27 protein-coding genes are annotated in these 23,417 nt (G+C 46.7%); 13 read left to right on the top strand and 14 right to left on the bottom strand.

The window, feature by feature from the left end; translation table 11 throughout:
• The first annotated feature begins 818 nt into the window (after nt 1–818).
• The 3 genes from MKZ32_RS11275 to MKZ32_RS11265 all read left to right on the top strand — a co-directional run bounded on the left by MKZ32_RS11275 (nt 819) and on the right by MKZ32_RS11265 (nt 3,208).
• On the top strand, nt 819–1,577 hold the full coding sequence (locus MKZ32_RS11275; protein ID WP_239797357.1) for a tetratricopeptide repeat protein: 759 nt from the start codon (nt 819–821) through the stop codon (nt 1,575–1,577).
• 393 nt (nt 1,578–1,970) lie between these two features.
• Nucleotides 1,971–2,243: a hypothetical protein gene (locus MKZ32_RS11270; protein WP_239797356.1), complete on the top strand. Its 273-nt coding sequence runs from the start codon at nt 1,971–1,973 to the stop codon at nt 2,241–2,243.
• A gap of 131 nt (nt 2,244–2,374) precedes the next feature.
• Nucleotides 2,375–3,208, top strand: a complete 834-nt coding sequence (locus tag MKZ32_RS11265; RefSeq protein ID WP_239797355.1) for a mechanosensitive ion channel family protein — start codon at nt 2,375–2,377, stop codon at nt 3,206–3,208.
• Nucleotides 3,209–3,414: 206 nt separating this feature from the next.
• Here the strand turns inward: MKZ32_RS11265 and MKZ32_RS11260 are convergent, their stop codons facing one another.
• The gene (locus MKZ32_RS11260; RefSeq protein WP_239797354.1) at nt 3,415–3,651 is read right to left on the bottom strand and encodes a VF530 family protein; all 237 of its coding nucleotides are present in this window, start codon (nt 3,649–3,651) and stop codon (nt 3,415–3,417) included.
• 72 nt (nt 3,652–3,723) lie between these two features.
• Between MKZ32_RS11260 and MKZ32_RS11255 the strand changes: the two genes are divergently transcribed.
• The gene (locus tag MKZ32_RS11255; protein WP_239797353.1) at nt 3,724–4,443 is read left to right on the top strand and encodes an rRNA pseudouridine synthase; all 720 of its coding nucleotides are present in this window, start codon (nt 3,724–3,726) and stop codon (nt 4,441–4,443) included.
• 298 nt (nt 4,444–4,741) lie between these two features.
• Here the strand turns inward: MKZ32_RS11255 and MKZ32_RS15735 are convergent, their stop codons facing one another.
• Complete coding sequence (locus tag MKZ32_RS15735) at nt 4,742–4,840, bottom strand: 5'-nucleotidase (protein WP_420887766.1); 99 nt, start codon at nt 4,838–4,840, stop codon at nt 4,742–4,744.
• The gene (locus MKZ32_RS11250; protein WP_239797352.1) at nt 4,821–5,471 is read right to left on the bottom strand and encodes a hypothetical protein; all 651 of its coding nucleotides are present in this window, start codon (nt 5,469–5,471) and stop codon (nt 4,821–4,823) included. The genes MKZ32_RS15735 and MKZ32_RS11250 overlap by 20 nt, the downstream gene beginning before the upstream one ends.
• Nucleotides 5,472–5,534: 63 nt before the next feature.
• Here MKZ32_RS11250 and MKZ32_RS11245 point away from each other — a divergent pair, with 63 nt between their 5' ends.
• Nucleotides 5,535–5,948: a hypothetical protein gene (locus MKZ32_RS11245; protein WP_239797351.1), complete on the top strand. Its 414-nt coding sequence runs from the start codon at nt 5,535–5,537 to the stop codon at nt 5,946–5,948.
• Nucleotides 5,949–6,120: 172 nt separating this feature from the next.
• On the opposite strand, the gene MKZ32_RS11240 is transcribed toward MKZ32_RS11245, so the two are convergent.
• From MKZ32_RS11240 to MKZ32_RS11220, 5 genes are all read right to left on the bottom strand, one after another.
• Nucleotides 6,121–6,666 carry a YgjP-like metallopeptidase domain-containing protein gene (locus MKZ32_RS11240; RefSeq protein WP_239797350.1) on the bottom strand — a complete coding sequence of 182 codons (546 nt, stop codon included), beginning with the start codon at nt 6,664–6,666 and terminating at the stop codon, nt 6,121–6,123.
• 66 nt (nt 6,667–6,732) lie between these two features.
• On the bottom strand, nt 6,733–7,284 hold the full coding sequence (locus tag MKZ32_RS11235; RefSeq protein ID WP_239797349.1) for an NADPH-dependent FMN reductase: 552 nt from the start codon (nt 7,282–7,284) through the stop codon (nt 6,733–6,735).
• A 99-nt stretch (nt 7,285–7,383) separates the two neighbouring features.
• Complete coding sequence (locus MKZ32_RS11230) at nt 7,384–8,193, bottom strand: dienelactone hydrolase family protein (RefSeq protein WP_239797348.1); 810 nt, start codon at nt 8,191–8,193, stop codon at nt 7,384–7,386.
• Between the two features lie 121 nt (nt 8,194–8,314).
• A complete protein-coding gene (locus MKZ32_RS11225) occupies nt 8,315–8,947 on the bottom strand; it encodes a response regulator (RefSeq protein ID WP_239797347.1) in 633 nt (210 codons plus the stop codon).
• Between the two features lie 18 nt (nt 8,948–8,965).
• Nucleotides 8,966–10,495: a hybrid sensor histidine kinase/response regulator gene (locus tag MKZ32_RS11220; protein WP_239797346.1), complete on the bottom strand. Its 1,530-nt coding sequence runs from the start codon at nt 10,493–10,495 to the stop codon at nt 8,966–8,968.
• A 642-nt stretch (nt 10,496–11,137) separates the two neighbouring features.
• Between MKZ32_RS11220 and flhD the strand changes: the two genes are divergently transcribed.
• The 5 genes from flhD (at nt 11,138) to MKZ32_RS11195 (ending at nt 15,464) form a co-directional block, all read left to right on the top strand.
• A complete protein-coding gene (gene flhD, locus MKZ32_RS11215) occupies nt 11,138–11,458 on the top strand; it encodes a flagellar transcriptional regulator FlhD (protein WP_239797345.1) in 321 nt (106 codons plus the stop codon).
• 30 nt (nt 11,459–11,488) lie between these two features.
• Nucleotides 11,489–12,046 (top strand): flagellar transcriptional regulator FlhC, encoded by a 558-nt coding sequence (gene flhC / locus MKZ32_RS11210; protein WP_239797344.1) that lies wholly within the window; start codon nt 11,489–11,491, stop codon nt 12,044–12,046.
• A 191-nt stretch (nt 12,047–12,237) separates the two neighbouring features.
• Nucleotides 12,238–13,092: a flagellar motor stator protein MotA gene (gene motA, locus MKZ32_RS11205; protein WP_239797343.1), complete on the top strand. Its 855-nt coding sequence runs from the start codon at nt 12,238–12,240 to the stop codon at nt 13,090–13,092.
• Between the two features lie 30 nt (nt 13,093–13,122).
• On the top strand, nt 13,123–14,082 hold the full coding sequence (gene motB, locus MKZ32_RS11200) for a flagellar motor protein MotB (protein ID WP_239797342.1): 960 nt from the start codon (nt 13,123–13,125) through the stop codon (nt 14,080–14,082).
• Between the two features lie 923 nt (nt 14,083–15,005).
• Nucleotides 15,006–15,464: a hypothetical protein gene (locus MKZ32_RS11195; protein WP_239797341.1), complete on the top strand. Its 459-nt coding sequence runs from the start codon at nt 15,006–15,008 to the stop codon at nt 15,462–15,464.
• A gap of 429 nt (nt 15,465–15,893) precedes the next feature.
• On the opposite strand, the gene lipA is transcribed toward MKZ32_RS11195, so the two are convergent.
• From lipA to MKZ32_RS11165, 6 genes are all read right to left on the bottom strand, one after another.
• On the bottom strand, nt 15,894–16,832 hold the full coding sequence (gene lipA / locus MKZ32_RS11190) for a lipoyl synthase (protein WP_239797340.1): 939 nt from the start codon (nt 16,830–16,832) through the stop codon (nt 15,894–15,896).
• Between the two features lie 130 nt (nt 16,833–16,962).
• Complete coding sequence (gene lipB, locus MKZ32_RS11185; protein ID WP_239797339.1) at nt 16,963–17,595, bottom strand: lipoyl(octanoyl) transferase LipB; 633 nt, start codon at nt 17,593–17,595, stop codon at nt 16,963–16,965.
• Nucleotides 17,596–17,599: 4 nt separating this feature from the next.
• Nucleotides 17,600–17,866: an HP0495 family protein gene (locus MKZ32_RS11180; protein WP_239797338.1), complete on the bottom strand. Its 267-nt coding sequence runs from the start codon at nt 17,864–17,866 to the stop codon at nt 17,600–17,602.
• Between the two features lie 124 nt (nt 17,867–17,990).
• A complete protein-coding gene (locus MKZ32_RS11175; RefSeq protein ID WP_239797337.1) occupies nt 17,991–18,848 on the bottom strand; it encodes a D-amino acid aminotransferase in 858 nt (285 codons plus the stop codon).
• Between the two features lie 26 nt (nt 18,849–18,874).
• Nucleotides 18,875–20,014: a D-alanyl-D-alanine carboxypeptidase family protein gene (locus MKZ32_RS11170; protein ID WP_239797336.1), complete on the bottom strand. Its 1,140-nt coding sequence runs from the start codon at nt 20,012–20,014 to the stop codon at nt 18,875–18,877.
• Between the two features lie 106 nt (nt 20,015–20,120).
• Complete coding sequence (locus MKZ32_RS11165) at nt 20,121–21,005, bottom strand: HDOD domain-containing protein (RefSeq protein WP_239797335.1); 885 nt, start codon at nt 21,003–21,005, stop codon at nt 20,121–20,123.
• A 215-nt stretch (nt 21,006–21,220) separates the two neighbouring features.
• On the opposite strand from MKZ32_RS11165, the gene MKZ32_RS11160 reads away from it, so the two are divergent.
• From MKZ32_RS11160 to MKZ32_RS11150, 3 genes are all read left to right on the top strand, one after another.
• On the top strand, nt 21,221–21,679 hold the full coding sequence (locus MKZ32_RS11160; RefSeq protein ID WP_239797334.1) for a copper chaperone PCu(A)C: 459 nt from the start codon (nt 21,221–21,223) through the stop codon (nt 21,677–21,679).
• Nucleotides 21,680–21,796: 117 nt separating this feature from the next.
• The gene (gene argB, locus MKZ32_RS11155) at nt 21,797–22,681 is read left to right on the top strand and encodes an acetylglutamate kinase (RefSeq protein WP_239797333.1); all 885 of its coding nucleotides are present in this window, start codon (nt 21,797–21,799) and stop codon (nt 22,679–22,681) included.
• A complete protein-coding gene (locus tag MKZ32_RS11150) occupies nt 22,678–23,334 on the top strand; it encodes a pyrimidine 5'-nucleotidase (RefSeq protein ID WP_239797332.1) in 657 nt (218 codons plus the stop codon). The genes argB and MKZ32_RS11150 overlap by 4 nt, the downstream gene beginning before the upstream one ends.
• The last annotated feature ends 83 nt before the right edge of the window (nt 23,335–23,417 follow it).

Here is a 23,417-nt window from a genome sequence, read left to right as displayed (position 1 = left end):
TACCCCAATACACACAAAAGGTCAAACTACAGCTTTTTTCAAATTGATATGAGCCTGAACGTAGAGCTATATTTTCTTACAGAGGAATGAGCTTGAGGCAACCAAACTGAGGTCGAATTGAAGAAGTTGGTTGATCATCGAAAAAATGGTGATCAGCCTAAATAAAATCAGGCTTTGTACGATTGAGCATATCGAGCAATTTTTTAGTACCTGTACCCAGATTGAGTTCTCAAAATCTGGAGGCCAGACCACGAGCACTATGAGCACATCAACCCATGCCGATCGTTTGGCCGTCGTACCGTTGGTCAAACGCTACTGTACACCTGCGGCCCCGGCCACAAAAACTTGTAGATGAATTTCGCTCCGATAATTTTCACCGTATGCTGGATCGACACGTTAAACATGCTGTCTGATAATGAACACGTTTTTGCAGAAATATTATTGGTGCATTATACAAATTGAATATTCGACTGACTTGGTAGTTCGCAACGGTTCCAAACTCAAGAAATAGAATCAACAAGGTAAAATGCAAAAGCACCTATCAATTAGATCGAATCAGAATAAAGCTCAGTAACTCAGATTAAAATTTCTTTGTTCAGACTTAATTCCTGGATTGGAAAATACTGAGCTGATGACATGACTAATTCGAACACTTTGTGTTTTATAATGATAAAGGTGCGTTAGCCGATTAATAATCGGACACTAAACGACGTGAGGCGAGGGCAAGCGAAGGTTCGGCAAGATAGGTAAATTTAGTAAGAATGGGGCAGCGTCATGCAGCTGCGTGCGGGTGGATAATACAGTTTAAAACAAGATAAGTGTTTGTTTTTAAAAATTTGTACGCTACTGTAGAGGAGAAGAATTATGCAGCTGTTAATAGTGATAGGCGTAATATGGTAGCGCTAATACATCCAGATTTAGCTGAAAACTTTGAAGAGGGAATGAAGTTTGTCGCTAAGAAGGATTACACCAGAGCGGCAGAATTATTTAAGAAAATTGCAGAGCAAGGACACGCTGAGGCGCAATTCTATCTAGGACTCATGTGCGAGGGGGGGCAAGGTATTACAAAAGATGAGCAACAGGCTGTGTCTTGGTGGACCAAGGCCGCAGAACAAGGGCACGTACTAGCACAAAATAATTTAGGACTTATGTATGAGCAAGGCCGAGGTGTTACACAGGACTACCAGAAGGCCGCAACTTGGTTCCAAATAGCCGCAGAGCAAGGAGATGCGGAGGCACAATATACTTTGGGATTTATGTACGCAAATGGCGAAGGTGTCCCCCGGGACTACCAGCAAGCTATGTTTTGGTTGAGTAAAGCAGCAGAACAGGGAGATGTGGCGGCACAATTCAAGGTGGCTAAATTGAATTTAGGATCCATATATTCACCAGACAACGATGTTAAACAGGATTTTATTGAAGCATATAAATGGTTCCGCATTGCTGGCGTAGATGGGGACGAGAATGCAAAAGATGGGCTAGAGATTGCGGAATCGTACTTGACGCCATCCGCAATTGAAGAGGCGCAACGTCGAGCAGATGAGTGGATAGCTATCAAGTCAAACACGTGTTTATAAACACGCTTAACAAGTAGGTCCGTTTTTTGTCTATCATTTTTGCAATGACCTGGATGAGCGTCCGGTGATTCAAAGCACGCTATGGAGTAGGGTGGTTATAGATTTGAAATAGGAGAGCCAGAGTTATCTCCGGCTCTGTCGCTGAGGCGAGCGGGTTTGCCTGATCAGGCCGCTGATCCGCCCGTTGAAGAGTTCTAGCTATGGTTTAATGATGGCGGGTGACGATAGGCGAGCTCTATATACCTCTCGGCAGCTGACATGTAACACATGCTTGTCCGTGGCGCATTTATCCTTGCCAGTGAATCGATTTGTGAATTGACTCCGGTTATCCGTTTGAATCTTTTGTATCTTTATCGGTGCGGCCGCTATAACGTTCTAACCTAAAAATAAATTATGTTCTCGCTGCCTTCCATATGGAATCTGATAATCTCCACTATCGTGTTTTTCATTGTTGCTTGGTATGTTCGCCGTTTTTTGGATGAGCAGGGCATACACAATGGTACAAAACGCGGCGTACTGGTATTTGCAATTGCCTCCTTGGTATCATTGGGTGCGGGAGAGGCGGTGGACTGGAGCCAAGAGAAAATAGAGGGGAAGAAACTGACAGCGAAAAGCTCGGCCGGTCTGCCACAACTAATGAAGGTGATCAACCAGATACCACAGTAATCAATGTCTCAAATAGGCGTTTAAAAAAGTGGTGCTTCTATAGATCCAAAACTGTCTCATGGGATACCCCATAGACAGCCTAGTAATTCACAGGTTACTAAAACCATGTAATTAAACCAACGGGAATAACCATGCGGAATCAACTCGCTGTCATCGAACAAGCGCAAAATACACTTATCGACTTAGGCATCAAGTTTGGACCGAAGGTCGTTGTTGCTATCCTCATTTTGGTAGTAGGCTTTTATGCAGGGCGCTGGGTCGGTGCAGTCTTCAATCGCTGGCTTGGTAAGCTTCAACTCGAACCACCGGTGCAATTACTTCTGGTGCGTCTTGTACGTCTGATGGTGGTAGGTCTTTTCCTGATCATGGCGCTGCAAAATCTTGGCATTGAATTGCTGCCTCTGATCGCTGGATTGGGTGTGGCGGGGGCTGGAGTTGCTCTCGCGATGCAAGGGGTGTTGGGCAATCTCGCGGCGGGACTCACGATTATCTTTACCCAACCGTTTCGAGTGGGAGAGTATGTCGCTATAGTTGGCGTCGAGGGTCAAGTCGAGGAAATCGACCTTTTTTCCACCAAGCTGCGCCAAGGGGATTGCTCAATGGTTATAGTGCCCAACCGCAAAATTGTCGGAGAGATCCTGCACAACTATGGTCATATCCGGCAACTGGATTTAAGTGTAGCCATCGCCCGAGCCGATGATCTTGAGCGAGCTCTCACGGCAATCGCCGAAGTGGTTAAGGCTAATTCACGTGTGTTGGGACAGCCTGCGGCATTCATTGGGGTGAGGAACCTTACCGACGCATCCATCGGTATCGCTGTCAAACCTTGGGTTAAGGCAACTGATTACGGCTCGGTGGGAGCGGAGATCAACCGGGCGATAATCGATAAAATTCGCGCTGCTGGCGTGGACTATCCCCCATCCGAGCGCAAGATTCGCATTGTCAGCGTACAAGAGCCGCACTGATTGTTATTGATTTGGTTAGGATATGTGTGAACTTATCTGCCAGTCTGCCCGCTCAACAATATAATGATGGCTAATTTCACTTAGCCGTATTGGTTTACGGCGGCATCTAAATCTTGATCATCTACTTACAAACAGTTCAACTTACTTACAAACAGTTCAACCCCACTTCGTGTCGAAAATTGTCCGTTAAGCGTGCAGAATAATATTTAAACAACAGCTTGAACTTGTTGTAAATACAACTGTTCCACCTTCTTGCGAGCCCACGGCGTTCTGCGTAAAAATTTCAAGCTGGATTTTATGCTGGGATCGTGAGTGAAACACCGCACTGGCACAGCGGTGCCCATAGCTTCCCAACCCATGTTTTCAGATAGTTTTGTAATAATAGTTTCCAGGGTGATACCGTCCAAACTGGGAGTTTTTTCTGATTTTTTATTTGCATCCATGTTCGTATTTTACATGTGATAGCTAGACTTGAGCATTTACAATGGTATTCCTTTTTTCAGTGTGCACTTGTCATGGCAGACCTCGTTCGTCTCTCAAAACGCCTTGTTGAATTAATCTCGTGTTCACGCCGGGACGCCGAACTTTATATTGCAGGTGGTTGGGTGATGGTCGATGGACAAGGGGTGGACAAACCGCAGTTCATGGTATCGCAGCAGGAGAAAATTGAGCTCCACCCTGAAGCTAGTCTCATTCCGGTTGCGCCAGTGACCATGTTGTTTAATCAATCGTTTGTCGCAGGCATGGATGCCAACGCTACGCAGCAACTAATTTGCGCCGATACGCGGGCGGCTGACGACCCATCAGGTATTCACATCACCAAGCAACACTTTGCTCGACTGAAGCAAGGCACACCGTTAGAGAAAAATGCTAGCGGCTTGTTAGTATTCACCCAAGATTTTCGAGTGGTGCGCAAGCTGATCGATGATGCGGCCACGATTGAGCAAGAATATATTGTGGAGATCGCTGGTGAATTACCCCCGGATGGGCTCAAGCAACTCAACCACGGACTCAATTTTAATGGTCGAGTACTGCCCCCGATCAAGGTCAGCTGGCAAAACGAAACACGGCTGCGCTTTGCCCTCAAAGGGGTGCAACCCGGCCAAATCGCACATATGTGTAAAAGTGTCGGGCTACAGGTGCTGGCCATGAAACGAATCCGAATCGGGCGAATATCGATGGCTAAATTACAGCCCAGGCTGTGGCGTTATTTAATGCCACATGAGAGGTTTTAGCCCTGAAGGTTGCAATAGCTGGCGTTCCTGTACTATTTACCGAGTAAGCAGCTGACTTGAGGCAACGTCCGATGTGGCTGTATGAAGTGAATGCCGTTGTGCTTGGCGCAGATGACTCTTTGGATGCCTTGGACTGTAATGCAGCGTCCAAAGCTTTCAAGATGTATCGCATTTGACATCCGTTTTTACCAGCTTGAAAATATTGGAACCAACAACGTAATGTGTCGCATATCGCCGACCTCCATGTTCGATTATTTTTCCGTTACTGCTTTAGAGCCGTCAAGATAAAAACGCAAATTTACTCATTCGCCACACCATGTGGCACATGCCCCGTAGCAACGTGCTGACGAGCGGATTCGCAATGTTTCTGCTGGTCATCAAACGGGTACCTTTCCAGATAGGTACGGCGAACTGGATGGTTTCAAAGTCGAGAAAATAGGCGGGAAGATCATGCGCAGCCAAATCTGCTGCGGCACCAGCAGCGTCGAGAACACTTCATTGGCGAGGGTGTAATCTTTGACCCGCTGTTGTTTGTCGTTGAGCAAGTTGTCTGGTACATCCTTTAGATCGTAGACACCTTTTATGGTGAGCTCTTTTTCCTTTGTCGAGGAAAAGCGGGGCAGCCAATTGATTGGGTGTTCCGGCTTTGGCTCGTCGCGACTGCAATAGTCGTAAAAACCGCATTCAAAGGGCGTGCCGCAATGGTCGCCAGTTCCAATAGCAGGCTCTGAAGGCTCGGCGGCGATACTTTGCGCTTGGGCAATCCAGCCTTTGACTTCATCGGTTCGAGAGAACGCCTCGGCTGTGAGATCATTTTCTTTTAGCAGCCCTTGGTAATCCTCATTTCCTGGATAGATCCATGAGCTATCAATATGCGCCAAGGCAATGGCCTCCAGTGGAACGCCCGCTGACTGAGCCACAAACGCCTGCACTGTCACGTCATCGCGGTGATAGTCTTTCACGCTGGTAGAGGATTTTACTTCGATCATGCGCCAGACCTGCTTGCCATCCTTTTGTTCCGGCAGCATTACATCGGCGAAGGCCAGTGCGCCAGCAGAAGAGAAGCCTGCCTCAAAGATTGGTTGTGCTGAATGAAGTTATTCCGCACTACGCTCAAACGCACGGTTGAATCCTTCGTTTTGCAAGTTGATCAGGACACCACGCCCCTCGGGGTCATAAATGCGCTGGGCAATATCGCCAACCTAAAAACCGACCTGAAAACTTGCCTGGGTTGCGGCCGAATCTTCGCGCAAGTCCGGACGATGAACTTCCAGCTACAAACGTTTGGGACACTGGCGGAGGGCCATGAGTTTCGACTTCGAGAATGCGCGCATGATTTGTGTGTTGGGAGGGTGAAGAATAAATGCCATTATTGTTCGGTATGCGTCATTTTGTGTCGTGTCAGAATTGCTCTTTCTTGGCCACAAATTGATGTAGGGCTTGATGCCGTGCAGCTGGCGTGCAGTGGGTCAACGTATCGGCCAGGGGTTTTACGCTTTGCGTGATAAGGGCAGCATCAGGCCGGTGCAATACCCGCTCATTTGCTGTGCGCAACGCTGTACATAAAGTCCTTCGTAAGTTATCGGAAGGGATAGTGCAGATCAAAATGGTGAAATGCGCACTGGAGAATTGATCCACCTCCATAACCACTTGGCACTGTGGCGCACTCGCGACCTTTCACGCATTCAAGGGCGAGACTGCACTGGTCGACCAAAGAGATCGGCCAGTCGCTTCGAGATAGGTGAGGTAAGCCCGCAGGTCAAATTCTAGCTGGTGATAATCAGGCTCCATATGCCGGCATAGTTGATAGAAGGCTTTGTTGTGCTCGCGTTCCTTGATATGTGCAAGTTCGTGAACAACGATCATGCGCAAAAATTCAAGCGGCATTTCCTTGAACAATTCCGCTATGCGAATCTCACGCTTGGCCCTAAGTTTTGTGCCCTGTACTCGCGAGATGTTGGTGTGCGTGCCGAGTGCGTGCTGAATGACATGCAGTTTGCCGTTAAATGCTACCTTGCTGAGCTGCCCGGCATTGCGCAGATACAGGTCTTTGACTTCCAGCACATAGTCATAGAGCGCCTTATCAGAGCGCACAGTGTGTGCATGCGGATACTTCTGCAGCAACATGTTGGTCAGTAGATCTTGTTCGATAAGTCGTTGCACTTGCTCTGTCAGTGCTATAGGGTAGCCAGCCAGGTAATTTGACGTAGATTTCGCGCGCATAGCGGCATGTCACGATATTGCAGATGGAGAGATTTTAGCGATAATGCATCTGTCTTTTTAACTGCATCAGACAGCGTGTTTTTTCACCCACGCGACATAGTGGTCCATCCAGTTCTGGAGGAATTTCTTGCTGGCTGGACCGATGTCGCCGCCCTCGTCAAATAATCCATCTTTTACATGGATAAATGCTTCCGGCAGACCAAGCGTTGGCATGTTCAGAGTCGCGAGAACGTTACGTAAATGTTGTTGTGCCATCGCCGTGCCGGCGGGCCCGGGAGAAGCGCCCAACACGCCAGCGGGTTTGCCCGTCCAAGCGCTTTGGCCATAGGGACGGGAGGCGTGGTCGATTGCGTTCTTGAGTACTCCGGAGATAGAGCGATTGTATTCGGGTGTAACAAACAGAACGCCCTGCGCCGCCGCAATTTCGCCTTTTAGCTGCTTGACGGGCTCGGCCTGGTTCGCGTCGTCGTCCTGGTTGTAAAGTGGCAAGTCGCCGATTTGCAATTCTTTGAATGCGAACTCTGATGGCGCCAATTTTACAATGGCGTGAGCGAGCTTGCGGTTGAATGAATCCTTACGAAGGCTGCCAACGATAACGGCAATTTGGTATTGGTTCATGATGATTCCTTTTAAACGTTACCGATGAACTTAAAACGTCTGGATCCCAATCAGCACAACTACAATGCCTTGAATTTTTCGACGCGATCGTTGGCTTTTTCATTTTTGTTTAGGAAGATCTCCACCATGGAACGCATCGGCCAGAAATGCCATGCCCTCATCCCACGAAGCCTTGTCTGCTGCAGCGTTATAGGCCATCGGCAGTTTGAACTCTTGACCATATTTATCTGCATCTGGATTAGTGAAGCTGTGCTGGACGCCGGGATAGGTTACCGCTTTATAAGTCACGCCGGCCTTCTCCATCTCCTGCCTGAAAGCGGCGACCTGCGTGGCGGGAATCATCGGGTCGTCTTCCCCAGTGAAGGACGCGATTCGAGCTTTGACCTTGCCAGCCTCTGCCGGAGTTTCTGTTCCCAGACCACCGTGGAAACTCATCACCGCCTTAAGAGGCTCGCCGATGCGCGCCATGTGCAATACTACCGAACCGCCAAAACAATAGCCGATGGCTGCGATGCGGTTAGAGTCCACCGTCTTTTCCTTGCTGATCAGGCGGTATGCACTATCGAATCGAGCTTTGGCAAGTTCAGTGTTCTTTGCCACCTCACTGGCAAACTTGCCCGCATCGTCCGGGTGATGCGCTTGTTTTCCGTCGCCATACATATCAACTGCCAGCGCAGTGTAGCCGCGCTCCGCCAACATACGAGCGCGCTTGCGCGCATATTCGTTGTGTCCCCACCATTCATGCACTACCAGAATACCCGGGCGCTTGCCTTTTATAGCATCGTCGTAGGCAATATAACCCTTGAGATTGGTACCATTGGCGCTATAGGTTACTTCCTTACCTTGAACGGTAGCGTAAGACGCAGAAATTGCAAACATCAGGCCCACGAATAACAGAAATTTATTCATAATTCTCCCCTAAAAATTAGTTAGTTCAATTTTGTTATTGAACCTCAAAATGAAACACGTCTGGCAGTGTGAATATAACAATCACGCGGGAGCTAAAGCGATCTTACTTTATGAAAGGGTATTATTCGATCAAGTGGTTCATGATTGCGTAACGTACTGCTTCAGCATTGTTCTTCAGTTTCATTTTTTCCAGTAAACGTGCGCGATAAACGCTGACGGTCTTGGCACTGAGCGATAGAGCTTCCGCCATTTCGCTTAGACTCTTGCCTGATGCCATCAGGCATAGCGTTTGGTATTCGCGGTTGGATAGGGTTTGGTGCAGGAGTTCCTGATATCCTTGTGACAGGCCATTAGCTAATTCTTCCGCCAGTTCGTTGCTAATATATTTCTTACCGCAGGCTACTTGGCGTATGGCGGTCACCAGTTGCGTCGGGGCGCTTTGTTTGCTGAGATAGCCTGCTGCTCCGGCCTTCAGAGAACGCAATGCATATTGGTTTTCCTCGTGCATGCTTAATATTAGCACCGGTAATTGCGGCTTATTGAGCTTGAGTTGTTTGAGTACATCAATGCCATGTTTATCAGGCATGCTGATGTCCAGCAACACTAAATCGTAAATGTTTTCTTGCGCCATTTTAATGGCTTGCATGCCATTTTCAGCTTCTCCAGTTACGCGTATATCCTCGGTGTCATTCAGGATCTGCTTCATGCCTTTGCGGATCAGTGCATGATCATCCACTACTAATATATTAATCATGGTTGATTTTAATAGTGTTTACCACAACATTTTTTGCTGGGGCTGTGGCAAACAAAAGCCGCCAATGGCTGCTGGCTCGGGTTGATGCGGGATGCATGCCTTAATTGTGGTTCCTGAGCCGGGCGTGCCGCTGATATGCACATTGCCGCCGAAATAGGCGACTCGTTCCTTAATGCCGCGCAGGCCAAAAGAGCGTGGTTTGATGCGGTCGGATTCGGTAAAGCCGAGGCCATTGTCGCTAACGATCATTTCGACGCGGGTAGCTTGATTGTGCAGCTCTATTGTTACATTGCTGGCTTGTGCGTGTTTCATGATATTGGTGAGCGTTTCTTGCAGGATGCGGAACAGCGCGATGGCGATATCCGGACCTAGAGTGATATCTTCATCTGGGTGGTTGAATACGCAAGAAATGCCAGTACGTTGTTCGAATTCGTCCACTTCAATTTCCATTGCTGCGATGATTCCGAAGCAGTCCAACGTGCTTGGACGCAGGGAATGAGAGATATCGTTGGCGGCGGCGGTACACTTATCAACCAGGTTTTCAACATCTTTAATTTTTGCAATCAGTTCAGGTGCTTCTCTACTCAGGCGTCCACCCAGCCAAGCGATGTTGAGTTTAATGGCGGTAAGAGTACTTCCCAAGTCGTCATGCACCTCGCGCGCAATGTTAAGTCGCTCCTGTTCACGTACGAGCTGGATGTGAGAAGACAGTTCACGCAATTGTTCCTGCGAATATTTTATTTCAATTTCCGCCTGCTTGCTTTGGCTGATGTTGGACATAATGCCTTCCCACTGAATTTCGTCATGCAATGTTCTTCGAGGGCTGCAGCGTAGATTGATCCATTTAATCTCGCCTTCTGGCAATATCACGATACGTCCTTCCCAGTTCCAGAAGGAAAGATTATCTGCTGAAGTGCGCATGGATTGCTCATATGAGATGCGGTCATCCGGGTGCAGAATATTCATGAATAAGTGAGGATATTTTTCTAAATCCTGCGGGTTCAAGTCAAGAAGAGCTTTGCTACCGTCACTGATATAAGGGAATGATATTTCGCCGTCATGTTTTAGCAATACTTGATAGGCCATACCTGGCAAGTTGGTAATGAAGGCTTGCAGACGCGCTTGATTCTCTTGTAAGGCGATTTGCGCCTGCCGGTGTTCGTAACGAATACGTGCCTCGCGTAAATTATGCGCTATTGAGGGAGCGAGCCTATTTAAGCTGCCCTTAAAAATGTAATCGTTTGCACCGGATTGCATGGTATGAATGATGGTTTCTTCATGTAGGTCATGCGACAGGAAGAGAAAAGGAAGATTCACTCCTGTCGATTGCATTAGCTGGAGCGCGGCAAGTCCACAAAACCCGGATTGGTCATAGCTACACAGCACCACATCCCACTCATCTTCAATTAAGGCAGCTTGCATGGTGGACGCATTATCTACTCGTCGATGTCCAACCTCATAACCGCTCTGTTGTAGTTTTGCGAGCGTGCGTTGAGCATCCTCTAGTGAGGTTTCCACTAATAAGACCCGAAGTTTATTGGCAACCATATTTTATTTGTATTTCATAAGGTTGAAATTAATTTGTAATAATCCAGAAACCAGGTTTTCAGGATAGTGTAGGAGTTATTATCGCTGAACATAAATTAACTAATTTTGCGGGAATCCCAAATATTACTGATGCAGGATTGTAGGGCTAAATTTAAATTTAACAGTTTAAATCTCTATAAAAATTTTTTCCGATCAGCCCCTTTTAAAAGCTAAATCATTTGGCTAATCCGAGAATATGTGATTATTAGCTATGCCACCCTTTCAAGCAAATATCGGCAAGGTATTAAGTTTGTAGTTATGGGAGAAGCATGCTGTCCATAGTCGTATAGAAATAAATAATTAATATTTATCAATTGACTATGACATTAAGTACGTAATATGAAATATATTTCAAAAAAAATTAAAGTCTTGTCATTGTTTGTCGATAATAAAAATGTAAGCTTGAATTTGTCCCCTTGCAGATTCAGGTAAACATGGAATCCTCCGCTTACAACCTAATACGGGTAAGTGGAGGCTTGTCTGTCCGTGTAGGAAAATTTCTTACAAAGAGATCGGAAGTCTTCTGATTTCTTTCTGTTCGTTCGTATAGCAATATTCAACCGTCGAAAAAGACAGTGTTGTTAACTTGCAAGGGGACGAATCATGAATATAGATCAACTTCATCTAGAAATTAAAGACGCCAATCTTTCTTATATGCTGCTCGCACGGCAGATGATTCAGGACGATAAGGAGGCAGCTATTTTTCGTCTTGGAATTAGCCAAGAAATGGCTGAACTCATCGCCGGGTTAAGCTCAGCACAATTACTCAAAATGGCGGCCTCCAATATGTTGTTGTGTCGCTTTCGCTTTGATGAAAAACTCCTACTCAATATGATCACCGATTACAACAAGGACAGGATGATGTCACAAGCGCACACCACTATCCTGATGACCGGGCAGCCTTTGGAGGCTTTAGCTGCTTGATTTAAAATAAATTATTGGTGGAGGAGTATCATGCGAAACAAGAGTGTGGTCACTGAAGCTTACCAAATCCAGATTGCCGTGGATTTAATCAAGCTAGGAGCACGTCTGCAATTACTGCAGGAAGAAACCGTTTTAAGTCGTGAACGTTTGCTTAAGTTGTACAAGGAGGTAAAGGGTGTTTCGCCGTCAAAGGGTATGTTGCCCTACTCAACTGACTGGTTCATGAGTTGGTCGCCTAACATTCATTCTTCGCTGTTTATGGATATCCATCAGTTTCTGCTTAGGCATACCAGCTTAACGGGCGTCGAGGCACTAATTAAAAGTTATTTATTGTATCTTGAGCAAATCAATGTTAGCGGCGATGAGCCGGTATTGAGTGTTACACGTGCTTGGTTTTTAGTACGGTTCTTTGATGCACAGATGCTGCAACTGACAGGTTGCACCGAATGTGGTGGACATTTCATAGCGCATGCCAATGGACTCTATTCTGACTATGTGTGTGGCATCTGTCGTCCACCCTCCCGTGCCGGAAAAACAAAAAGGAACGCTGCAATATCAAGTTTGTTGGCATTAAGCGTGGCGAATTAAAGTTTTACTATCGGGTGTCGTTACCGTCACAAAAGGCTATGTGGAATAATCATGATGATGTTTACGCTATCCAATTGTGTGAATGCACGAAATAATATCGATTTATCCAACTTTTTTTCGAGGTTTTTACATAAGCCGATACTACACTGCTACAAAAGATCGCTTTGTGCGCAATTCAAGGGAGCTGGGCCATGTTGGTAATTGTCGGATATGTAGTAATTTTAATTTCTGTGTTCGGGGGCTATGCATTAGCGGGCGGGCATTTGGCTGCCTTGCTTCAGCCAATCGAGTTATTGATGATAGCAGGTGCTGGTTCGGGTGCCTTTTTAGTGGGAAATAGCAGCAAAGCAATCAAGGCCACTTTGAAAGCATTGCCTAGTATATTTAAGGGGGCTAAATATACTAAAAGCCACTACATGGAATTAATGGCCCTGCTCTATGAGCTGCTTGGCAAAATTCGTAAGGAAGGATTGATGGCCATTGAAAACGATATTGAGAATACAAATGAGAGTCCTCTCTTTGCTAAATATCCAAAAGTAATGGCGGATCATCATGTAATTGAATTTATGGCAGATTACCTACGAATCATGTTGGGCGGCAACCTGAATGCGATGGAAATTGAGAATCTGATGGATGTAGAAATAGAAACCCATCACCATGAGGCAATGGTACCGTCGCATGTTCTGGCCAAGTTTGGTGACGCCTTGCCAGCTTTCGGTATAGTTGCGGCGGTTATGGGAGTTGTGCACACCATGGGGTCTGTCGGAATACCACCCGCCGAATTGGGCGTGCTGATCGGTGCAGCATTAGTAGGCACCTTTTTGGGCATCCTGCTAGCTTATGGTTTTGTCGGCCCCTTGGCGACGTTGCTGGAGCAAAAAGCAGAGGAGTCGAGCAAAATGTTCCAGACAGTCAAGGTTACATTGCTGGCCAATCTAAATGGCTATGCTCCGGCGATGGCGGTAGAGTTTGGTCGTAAGGTACTCAATTCTACTGAACGTCCCAGTTTCATCGAGCTGGAAGAGCACGTTAAACAAAAGCGCTGAATAGAAAATTCACATTGAAAGAGCTGCATCATGGCGAGCGACGATAAAAGACTCATAGTAGTTAAGCGTATAAAGAAAGTGGCGGGCGGGCATCACGGCGGCGCCTGGAAAATTGCCTACGCTGATTTCGTTACTGCAATGATGGCATTCTTTCTGTTGATGTGGCTGTTGGGTTCGACCACTAAAGGTGATTTGAAAGGTATATCTGATTATTTTAATACGCCGCTCAAGGTTTCACTGTTAGGTGGGTCTGGTAGTGGCGATAGCTCCAGCCTGATCAAGGGGGGAGGTAAAGATTTGACGCGTAGTGAAGGCCAAGTGAAGCAGGGGGAGCTTCCGACTGAAAAGAAGATAGTCAATCTGAAGGTGGCAACTGAAGAAGCTTTGCGTATCGAAAGACGCAACGAACTGGACAGGCTCAAGATGTTGAAAACTAGCCTGGAAAAAGCGATCGACGCCGATGCCAAACTGCAAAAATTCAAGAAACAAATTCTTCTTGACATTACCACTGAAGGCCTGCGCATCCAAATTGTGGATGAAGAAAATCGTCCCATGTTTCAGAGTGGGAGTGCAAAACTCGAACCCTATACTATAGAAATTCTGCGTGAAATTGGCAAGATGTTGAATCAAGTACCAAACAAGGTGAGTTTATCGGGACATACAGATGCTCGGCCCTATTCTTTTGGTGAGAAGGGTTACAGTAATTGGGATCTGTCGGCAGATCGTGCTAATGCTTCGCGCCGTGAGTTGATTGCGGGTGGGATGGAGGAGGAAAAAATGGTACGAGTGGTGGGATTATCTTCTGCTGTGCTATTTGACGGGAAAGACCCATTCAATCCAATTAACCGTCGCATAAATATTATTGTGATGAACAAAATGGCAGAAGAGTCTGTGCGCACTGATGGAGGTACAGTCGAGGTGGAAGCTGAAAGTGGAGCGTCTGCCCCGCAATTGATAAAGAGTAGTATTGAGAGCAACAACACCCATTGATAAATTGAGCTAGCACATCCAAATGACAAGGCCAGCATATGCTGGCCTTGTCATTTGGATGGAAAGGCTGTTACGTGATTAAGCGTAGCATTTACTGTTTCTTGATAATGGTGTGTTTCTTTGCTTGGATTTAAGAATATTGGCGATGCGAATTTTGCAGTGCACATATAGATAATTTTATTTCCAGTTTCCATTAATATTCTTGAAATATAGTTTTTAGTTGTTCATTACTGCCGTGGTACCCACGTTCTCTTGAGTCTATCGAATAGGAATTTACTCATTCATTTTCATATGCTAGCGGTATTCGTGTGACTTAAACGATTTGCTTATTTACTTTTTATAGCCGTCGTCCTATTATGCGGCTCTCACTCGTGTATATGTAAAGGTGGGCGCGTGAAACTGAGCGGTACTAAAGTTGACGATTGGTGGTCTTAATTAAAAATTAAAGATACTTGTCGAAAACTCCATGAAGTTGATCGTTGTGGTGTGAAAAGACGTATGTAGAAGTTACGTATTTAGAAGTTACTGTAGACGGAGAGACTGTAATATCGTTTATTAGCTACTAAATGTACTTATATCCATGGGGTCTATGTAATTTGATTAAATGGGTGTAGTGTTTTAATTAAAACAATATGTTATGCATTTAATAAAAATGGAATAGGGATTTATCAGGAGAATACTTTATACGTATGTTTTTTTCTGTAGAAGGTTAATCTTAATTTTAGTATCAATGAGTTATGTGGATATTGAACTAGGTTTAGTTCAATAAATACTGTTTGATACTATGGTGAGCTTGTATATTGGTTTACTTCCATGATGATTATTTGCACACTTAATGCAGTAGCAATAAAGCTTGTAGGAGTGAGGCACATTTCACCCCCACTCAACTATCCTCGTAAGATTTGATAATTAAGGAGCTTATAATGAGAAAAACTGTTATGAATCTAGCTATCGTTTCCTGTTTTGCATTTGGCTTGTCAGTAGCGCATGCAGCTACTAATGGGCATGGAGCTGCTGATGCGCATGGAGCTGCTGATGCACATGCTTCTCCCACTACTGATGATGGGCATGCTCATGCTGCGTCGGATGCATATTTCAAGAAAGCAACGATAGATGGTCAGACACAAAATATAAAGGTTGATGATAAGGGAGTTCGTCTTCCCTATAACATGGCTCAGGACTTTCCAAGTGTAGGTGAGAGTGAAAATGGGGTAAGAGCAATGCATGGTCAACCCAATCCATACCGTGTAGCCCGTAATGAAGCAAAGCCAAAAGTTGAATCCAATCAGTTTTACTGTATGGCAGGGACGAATAATGCATCAGGATCTTGCTTTAATGTATACCCTACTAGTTCTGGAAGAAATTATTATCAAGGCAGGTAACACTTGATAATATGGCACCATGATGTTTAAGTAAAAATTAAACTACAAGGCCAGCATTAATGCTGGCCTTGTAGTTCATGCATTGCATATGTTTTTGATTATTTCGGCACCGACATTTCTGCTTTTTGCTGGCACATCGGCGACCGCTTCCGTACTCCAAGTCGACCTCTATTTGCAACCACGCACTTTCACGTTTAGCTTGATTTTTGCGTGTCCACTTTATATTTTACAGCGATATTTTTATTACCAATGTTCACTGATGCTTCCGCATAGTGAAATAAAGGGCATTTCTTGAGAGCATCTATTTATTACATGTGAGTAACTTGTGAAAGTAGTGTTGTGGATAATCGCTTTACCTATCAATTTATAAAACTGGGGTATTGGCATTGTCTCTTGTAACAGAAAGGCATCTGTATTTTTTCTCGAATATTATATAGCGCCAGCTTGATGTGCCTGTTCATCAGCATGGTAGCTGCTGCGTACCATCGGCCCGCAGGCTGCATGTGAGAATCCCATTTCCAGCGCGGACTGCTCGAACATTTTGAAGGTGTCCGGGTGGACATATCGTAACACTGGCAGGTGACTGTCGGAGGGTTGTAAATATTGTCCCAACGTGAGCATTTGTACATCGTGCGCGCGCATATCTCTCATTACTTGTTGCACCTCCTCGTCAGTTTCGCCCAGTCCCAGCATCAGGCCGGATTTTGTTATCACCTGTGGAAAGCGTATTTTGAAATCTTTTAATAATTTGAGCGAATGAGTGTAGTCTGCGCCGGGACGTGCCAGTTTGTAGAGGCGCGGCACGGTTTCCATATTGTGGTTAAGTACGTCAGGCAGGCTATTCGCCAGGATGTCCAATGCAGTTTCCAGGCGGCCACGAAAATCCGGTACCAGTGTTTCCAGTTTGGTATGTGGTGAAGTAGCGCGAATGGCGGTCAGACAATCGACGAAATGCTGGGCGCCGCCATCTCGCAGATCGTCGCGATCCACGCTGGTGATAACCACATACTTAAGCTTGAGTATCGCAATGGATTGCGCCAGATGTGCTGGTTCGTTAGTATCTGGCGCCAGCGGTTTGCCGTGTCCTACGTCGCAGAAGGGGCACCGTCGTGTGCAGAGGTCGCCTAGAATCATGAAAGTGGCCGTACCCTTGCTGAAACATTCGCCAATGTTGGGGCAAGATGCTTCTTCGCACACAGTATGTAATTTGTGTTCGCGTAGCAGGCGCTTGACGTCGTGATAACCTTGCGCGCTGCCGGATTTAACGCGTATCCATTCTGGTTTGCGTAGTCGTTGCTCTAACTGAACTATTTTGATTGGATTACGTGTTGTTTTAGCTGCGCCAGTTTGCTTTTCTGTAATAGTCATAATGGTTTTTCCTTTTAGCTAGTTTGCATGCAATGCGTGCTCTTACATAAGCTGTTGTTTATTTTGTTGTAGGAGCGAGTCTTGTGTGAAATCTTAATAATTCGCAGGAGCTTGCTTCTTTAAATATGCATTATTGGGCGGATTTCTCTGATTTATGTTGCTGCAATAATTTGATCAAATTCTGCGCAAGTTGCAGTTCCAGTTCGGATCGCGGAGCACAGATACCCAAGTCTTTCGCTTGGATAACACGCAATCCGGCAAAGCCACATGGGTTAATGTAAGCGAATGGGGCAAGATCCATGTCTACGTTGAACGCCAATCCGTGATAGCAGCATCCATTGCGAATTTTTAATCCGAGTGCGGCAATTTTTGCGTTATCTACATACACGCCTGGTGCTTCCTCCCGCCCCTGTGCTATTACGCCGAATGGTACAAGTAAATCTATCACAGCCTGTTCCATTAGCCGTACCAGCCCGCGCACGTTAAGTTTCCAGTGGCGTAAATCCAGCATAAGGTAGGCGATGATCTGGCCGGGGCCGTGGTAGGTAATCTGGCCGCCGCGGTCGATTTTGACCACCGGTATGTCGCTTGCATGCAGAAGATGTTCTGGTTTTCCTGCCAAGCCTTGGGTATAGACTGGAAAATGATGTAGTAGCCAGATTTCGTCTCGCGTGTCGGCGTTACGCGCAGCGGTAAACTGTTTCATTGCTTGCCAGGTTTGCTGGTATTCGACCAGACCTAGATGTTTAATCAGCGGTACCATCTTTCTAAAGTACCATCACTACTTGTGGGTGGTCGCACAATTCTTGATACAGTGCATCGAGTTGTTCGCGTGAAGTGGCACGCACGGTGCAGGTCAGACCGATGTAGCGTGCGCCGCTACTGGGACGCATTTCCATGGTGGCGGCGTTAAAGTTGTGATCGTAACGCATAACCACTTCCGCTACTGTTTGAGCGAAACCCTGATGCGCCAGTCCTAACACCTTGATTGGAAAGTCGCATGGGTATTCGATAAGACTGTCAGTAAGTGCCATGGATTACTTGGTAAGTTTAGGATTTTCTAACCCCACGCAGGCAGGGGATTGTGGTTCGATCAAAATTATTAACCGCCGATTTCTGTCCAAGTTGTTAGCTGATTGCACGGAATGTCGGGCTTGCTTATGTGTTTCGCATCACGTCGCGTTTGTAGTCCTGATAATGTTTATGTAGTTTGGCGAACATCACTCCGGGTTTGCCATCGCCTACCGGTTTATTATCCAATGTAGTGATGGCCAGTACTTCCTTGGTGGAGGAGGTGAGTAATAGCTCGTCGGCATTGAATAATTCGTCCTTGGCAATCTTGCGAACTTCATGAGGTATGTTGTGGGCGGCGGCGATTTCCAGCAAGACGTCGTAGGTGATTCCAGGCAGCATAAGATTATCTTTAGGCGGGGCGAGCAGGATGCCATTTTTTACTAAGAAAATGTTGCTGGCTGCGCCTTCGGTCATGAAATCATCATCACGTATCAAAATAGTTTCGGCACAGCCAGCGTCTATCGCCATTTGCCGTAGCAGCACATTAGGTAAAAGTGAAATAGCCTTGATGTCGCAACGCAGCCAGCGGTTATCCGGCGCACTTACTGCTCCCACGCCGCTAATAAGTAACGCGGGGGGTGGAGTGAGAAGTGGGTTGCTCATCACAAATATGGTCGGTTGGACCGAAGGGTTAGGGAAAGCATGGTCGCGTTTGGCTACTCCGCGCGTGATATGCAGATATAAATATTGATCTTCTGCTGTATTGCGCTCGATCAGATCCGTGATGAGCTTAGTCCATTCCTGGTCACTGTGCGGGTTTGTCAGGCGTATGCCGTCCAAGCTGAATTGCAGCCGCTTGAGATGTTCTGCCAGACGGAAAGCAAAGCGTGAATACACCGGGATAACTTCATATACGCCATCTCCGAAAATGAAGCCACGGTCCAGCACAGGAATGCGGGCTTCTTCAATGGGCATGAATTGCCCGTTCAAATAGACTGTCATTGTATGATTTCCTAAAGAAGAAGCCTTTATTTGAAAAGTAAGCGGATACTATCCCAACCGCGCGAAAATACATTGGCCAGTGGCACAGGCTCCAGCGCCACCAGCTTGTATTCGGCATAGGGTTTGCCACCCAAGGTAATTTTTATCATACCGATTTTTTGCCCACCAGCAATCGGTGCAACAAGAGGCTGCTGTGTTTCCATGGTTGCCTTCAATTGTGCAAGTTGTCCCGTTGGGATGGACAGGAATAGATCGCTGCGGAATCCCACTTTGGCCTTGCTCTCGGTACCTTTCCATAGACGTAAGCTGGCTACCGGTTCGTTCTTCTGATATAGGCGCACTGATTCAAAATTTTGGAAGCCGTAATTTAGTAGTTTCTGGCTTTCCATAGCTCGTAAATTGTCAGATGCTGCGCCCAGCACTACGGATATTAACCGCCGCTGGTCGCGCTTCGCCGAAGCCACTAAACAGAATCCTGCACTTTCTGTATGTCCCGTTTTCATTCCATCCACATAGGGATCCATCCACAATAAGCGGTTGCGGTTGGCTTGATTGATATGATTGTACTGATATTCACGCAAGCTATAGATCGGATAGTGCTCTGGAAAGTCGCGCACTATGGCAGCGGCGAGTAGCGCTGTATCATATGCACTGGAATAGTGCTGTGGATGTGGCAATCCGGTGGCATTGATGTAATGCGTGTTGTTCATGCTCAGTCGTTGCGCTTCCTGGTTCATGAGTTTGGCGAAGCTTTCCTCGCTGCCAGCTAAGGTGATTGCCAACACACGCGCGGCATCGTTACCAGACTGTACGATGAGGCCACGCAGTAATTCTGCAATCGTCACAGGTTTATTTTTGTCTAGAAACATGCGTGATTCAACGCCTTGGGCGCGCAGTGCTTCTTCCGAAGGGATTACTGTCTGGTTCAGCGATAATTTGTTCAACCTGAGGGAGTTGAAGGTCAGGTAGGCCGTCATTAGTTTGGTAATGGATGCTGGCTCGGTGCGTTCATTGCCGTTCTGGTCGACCAGAATCTGATTACTGGTAAAGTCGTATAGCAGATAGGATTTGGCTGCCAGTACCGGAGCGGGCGGTAAGCTGGCTAGCTGCGCCTGGGCAAATAATGGAAGTAATAGAGCGATAAGAAACGACAGCGTAAACTTCATATTGAGACCAGTAATCAAAACCGCAATTATAGACTTGTGGGATTGGTTGGGATATGGGTGAGTTTGATTAGGCTGGTTAGATGAGCCCGAAAATCGAGTCTCTTAATCAATATACTGCTGCAGCTTGCTCCGCTTGTTCAGCTACTTGTACACTGATTTCTTCTGCCTTACTTGGATCGATGCCCAAAACTTCCCAATCCTCGTCGCTGATGTTGGCATCGACGTGCTCATTAATGCCAAAGGAAGCCAGCAATTTTTCTGCCAAGCTAATCATGTGTACTATTGGTTGTCCCGCTGCCGCTTCGACTACATCCGGTGTATGGTGGTAGCGCAGCACGGCAATAATTTCATCCGGCAAATTCCAGTGGCGCGCTAGCTCTGCACCTAATTCGTCGTGGCATATTTCCAGCATTTCCCGTTCTATACTCAGCACAGCACGATCGGATTCTGCTGACAAGAGGGCATGCAGGTCATCGCTCCGTTTTGGATCCAGGAAAGCGAGCGCAAGATAGCCTATGTCGTGCAGTATGCCAGCCAAAAAAACTTGATCATCCTTAGGGCGGATCTTTGCAGGCATGGCACGGGCGATGCCGAGCATGGCAAACGCAATGCCAAAGCTATGCAACCAAAGATCCTGTGCCTTAAATTTACCCGTGGATACTTTGGCCGACAAGGACATGATGGCGATGCCAGTTGCAATCGATTTGACACGGTTCATGCCCAGCAATATCGCAGCCTCTTTTACTGACGTTGTTTTTCGTGTGGAGCCAAGCATTGCTGAATTGGATAGCCCGATAATTTTTGCTGAGATTTGCGGGTCTTGCTCGATCAGCATTAACATTTGCCGTTCGTTTTCGTCGGCATTTATCTGTAGCGCCAACAGTTTTTGCGCAATGACCGGCATGGCGGGCAGCGCATCAATATTTTTGACAGCCTGTCTTAGATCAATATTTTGGTTGCAGGGAACTATATATGTGCTGTTGGTCGACATGTTCATTCCTCGAATTGGTGCTGTATATTATTGTTGAGTACTCAATGCTTACGGTTAACATTTTAGCCAAATTGCTGACGGAAAAATGCTTATATTTCTCTAATTTTATGTAGATACGCGTTTTCTGGGTTTCTATTTCAGGCGGGAGGCATGATTGCCTATTGCCGTGCAATTCCTGTATCTTACTGTACATTTTATAAATAGAGGGGACTCGAATGCGTTACGCAATTGCAATCGTCATGCTGTTTTGTGCGGTACAAGCATGGGCAGTAAATGTGGTAGTGAGCGATGCCTCGGCGCGCGCCACGGCCCCAGGACAAGAAAGCGCCACAGTACGGTTTTCCATCACCAGCAAGAAAGAAGCAAGGCTGGTGGCGATTGTCAGCCCGGTTGCGGGCGCAGTCGAGATTCATAGCATGACGCATGATAACGGCGTGATGAAAATGCGTGCCATTGAATTCCTGCAGCTACCTGCAGGAAAGATGGTTAAGTTGGGAGCGAGTGGTAATCATGTGATGCTGCTTAACCTCAAGCATTCGCTTAAAGCGGGTGACAATGTGCCACTCACCATTACCGTGGAATTCGCCGATAAGCGCAAAGAGAAGATTAATGTGAACGTCGAAGTTAAATCATCCAGCCCAAGCCGCAATGAGCACGAGCATCATACCCATTAGCATTTTGATGATGCCTCATTGAATAAACGCGAAGTTTGGTGCCGCCCGGTTGTTTCGTGCTGCAATGATGGTGGACTTCTGAGGTAAAATGCGCGTTGTTTAGCGAAGGAAAACATCATGTCACTTACCTCTGCCACCGCCGTCCAGAAAGCTCATACACTGTCTGAGGCGTTGCCATACATCCAACGATTTTTCGATAAAACTATCGTAATCAAATATGGCGGCAATGCCATGACCGACCCTAAGTTGCAGGAAAGTTTTGCGCGCGACGTGGTATTGCTCAAGCTGGTCGGCATGAACCCGGTAGTGGTTCATGGTGGCGGGCCGCAGATCAACGACCTACTTCAGCGCATTGGTAAGCAAGGGGAATTCGTCCAAGGTATGCGCGTCACAGATGAAGAAACCATGGATGTGGTCGAAATGGCGCTGGGCAAGGTCAACAAGGACATCGTTAATTTGATTAACCGGCATGGAGGCAAGGCGGTGGGACTGACCGGGCAGGATTCTTCGTTTATCCGTGCGGACAAGATGCTGCTGGAGAGCCACGATGAGCCGGGCAAGTTGCTGGACATTGGTCTGGTAGGAGAGATTAATTTGATTGATCCCTCTATTATAAATTTTCTCGATTCTGGCGATTTTATTCCGGTCATTGCGCCGATTGCTGTAGGGCCGGATGGTGAGACACTGAACATTAATGCCGACGTAGTGGCGGGCAAATTGGCGGAAGTGCTGAAAGCAGAAAAATTGGTACTGTTAACTAACACGCCCGGCGTGCTGGATAAGAGCGGCAAGCTGCTTACTGGCCTGACACCGAAACAGATCGACGAACTGGTGGCGGACGGTACGCTGTCCGGTGGCATGTTACCGAAGATCAGTTCGGCGCTGGATGCCGCACGCGGGGGAGTGAGGTCGGTGCACATCATTGATGGCCGCGTGGAACATGCGCTGTTGCTGGAAATTCTGACTGATGAAGGTGTGGGTACGTTGATTAAAAGTAAATGAGTCGTATCGTCTGGATTTTTGATCTGGATAACACATTGCACAACGCCGTGCCGCACATTTTCCCGCATATCAATCGCAGTATGACCGCCTACCTGCAACAGCATTTGAAGCTGGATGAACAGACAGCGAACGAATTGAGAATGTACTACTGGCAACGTTACGGTGCGACCCTAAGTGGCATGATGCGGCACCATGACACCGACCCCGATCATTTTCTGTGGCATACACACCAGTTTCCGCAGTTACCGCAGATGGTGTTGTATGAGGCACGCTTGCGCCATGTATTGAAAAGATTGCCGGGCAAGAAGCTAGTATTTTCCAACGCACCACAGCACTATGCACATGCCGTGCTGCAATTGTTGCGTATAGATGATTTGTTCGATGATGTGTTCGCCATTGAGCATACGCGTTACCAACCTAAACCACAGTTAGCGGGTTTTATACGATTGCTACGCAAGCATCGTCTGAATCCAGCGCATTGCGTGATGGTGGAAGATAGTGCGGAAAACCTGCAGACTGCCAAATGTTTGGGAATGCTTACCGTGTGGGTGAATGCTACATCTCGATTACCAGCTTATGTGGATGTGAAGATTCGTGATGTGATGAAGTTACCGCGTATTTTATCGCGGCTGAATTCAAGTGGAACGACATAACACCAAACCACAAGAGCAATCGTTGCGTATAGTCAGTCAGGGTTATGTCATCGGACCGCTGGCAGTAGTTTGGCAAGAACGGC

The sequence above is a fragment of the Candidatus Nitrotoga arctica genome (assembly GCF_918378365.1).
Lineage (GTDB): Bacteria > Pseudomonadota > Gammaproteobacteria > Burkholderiales > Gallionellaceae > Nitrotoga > Nitrotoga arctica.
This window is presented reverse-complemented; position numbering and strand designations above follow the sequence as displayed.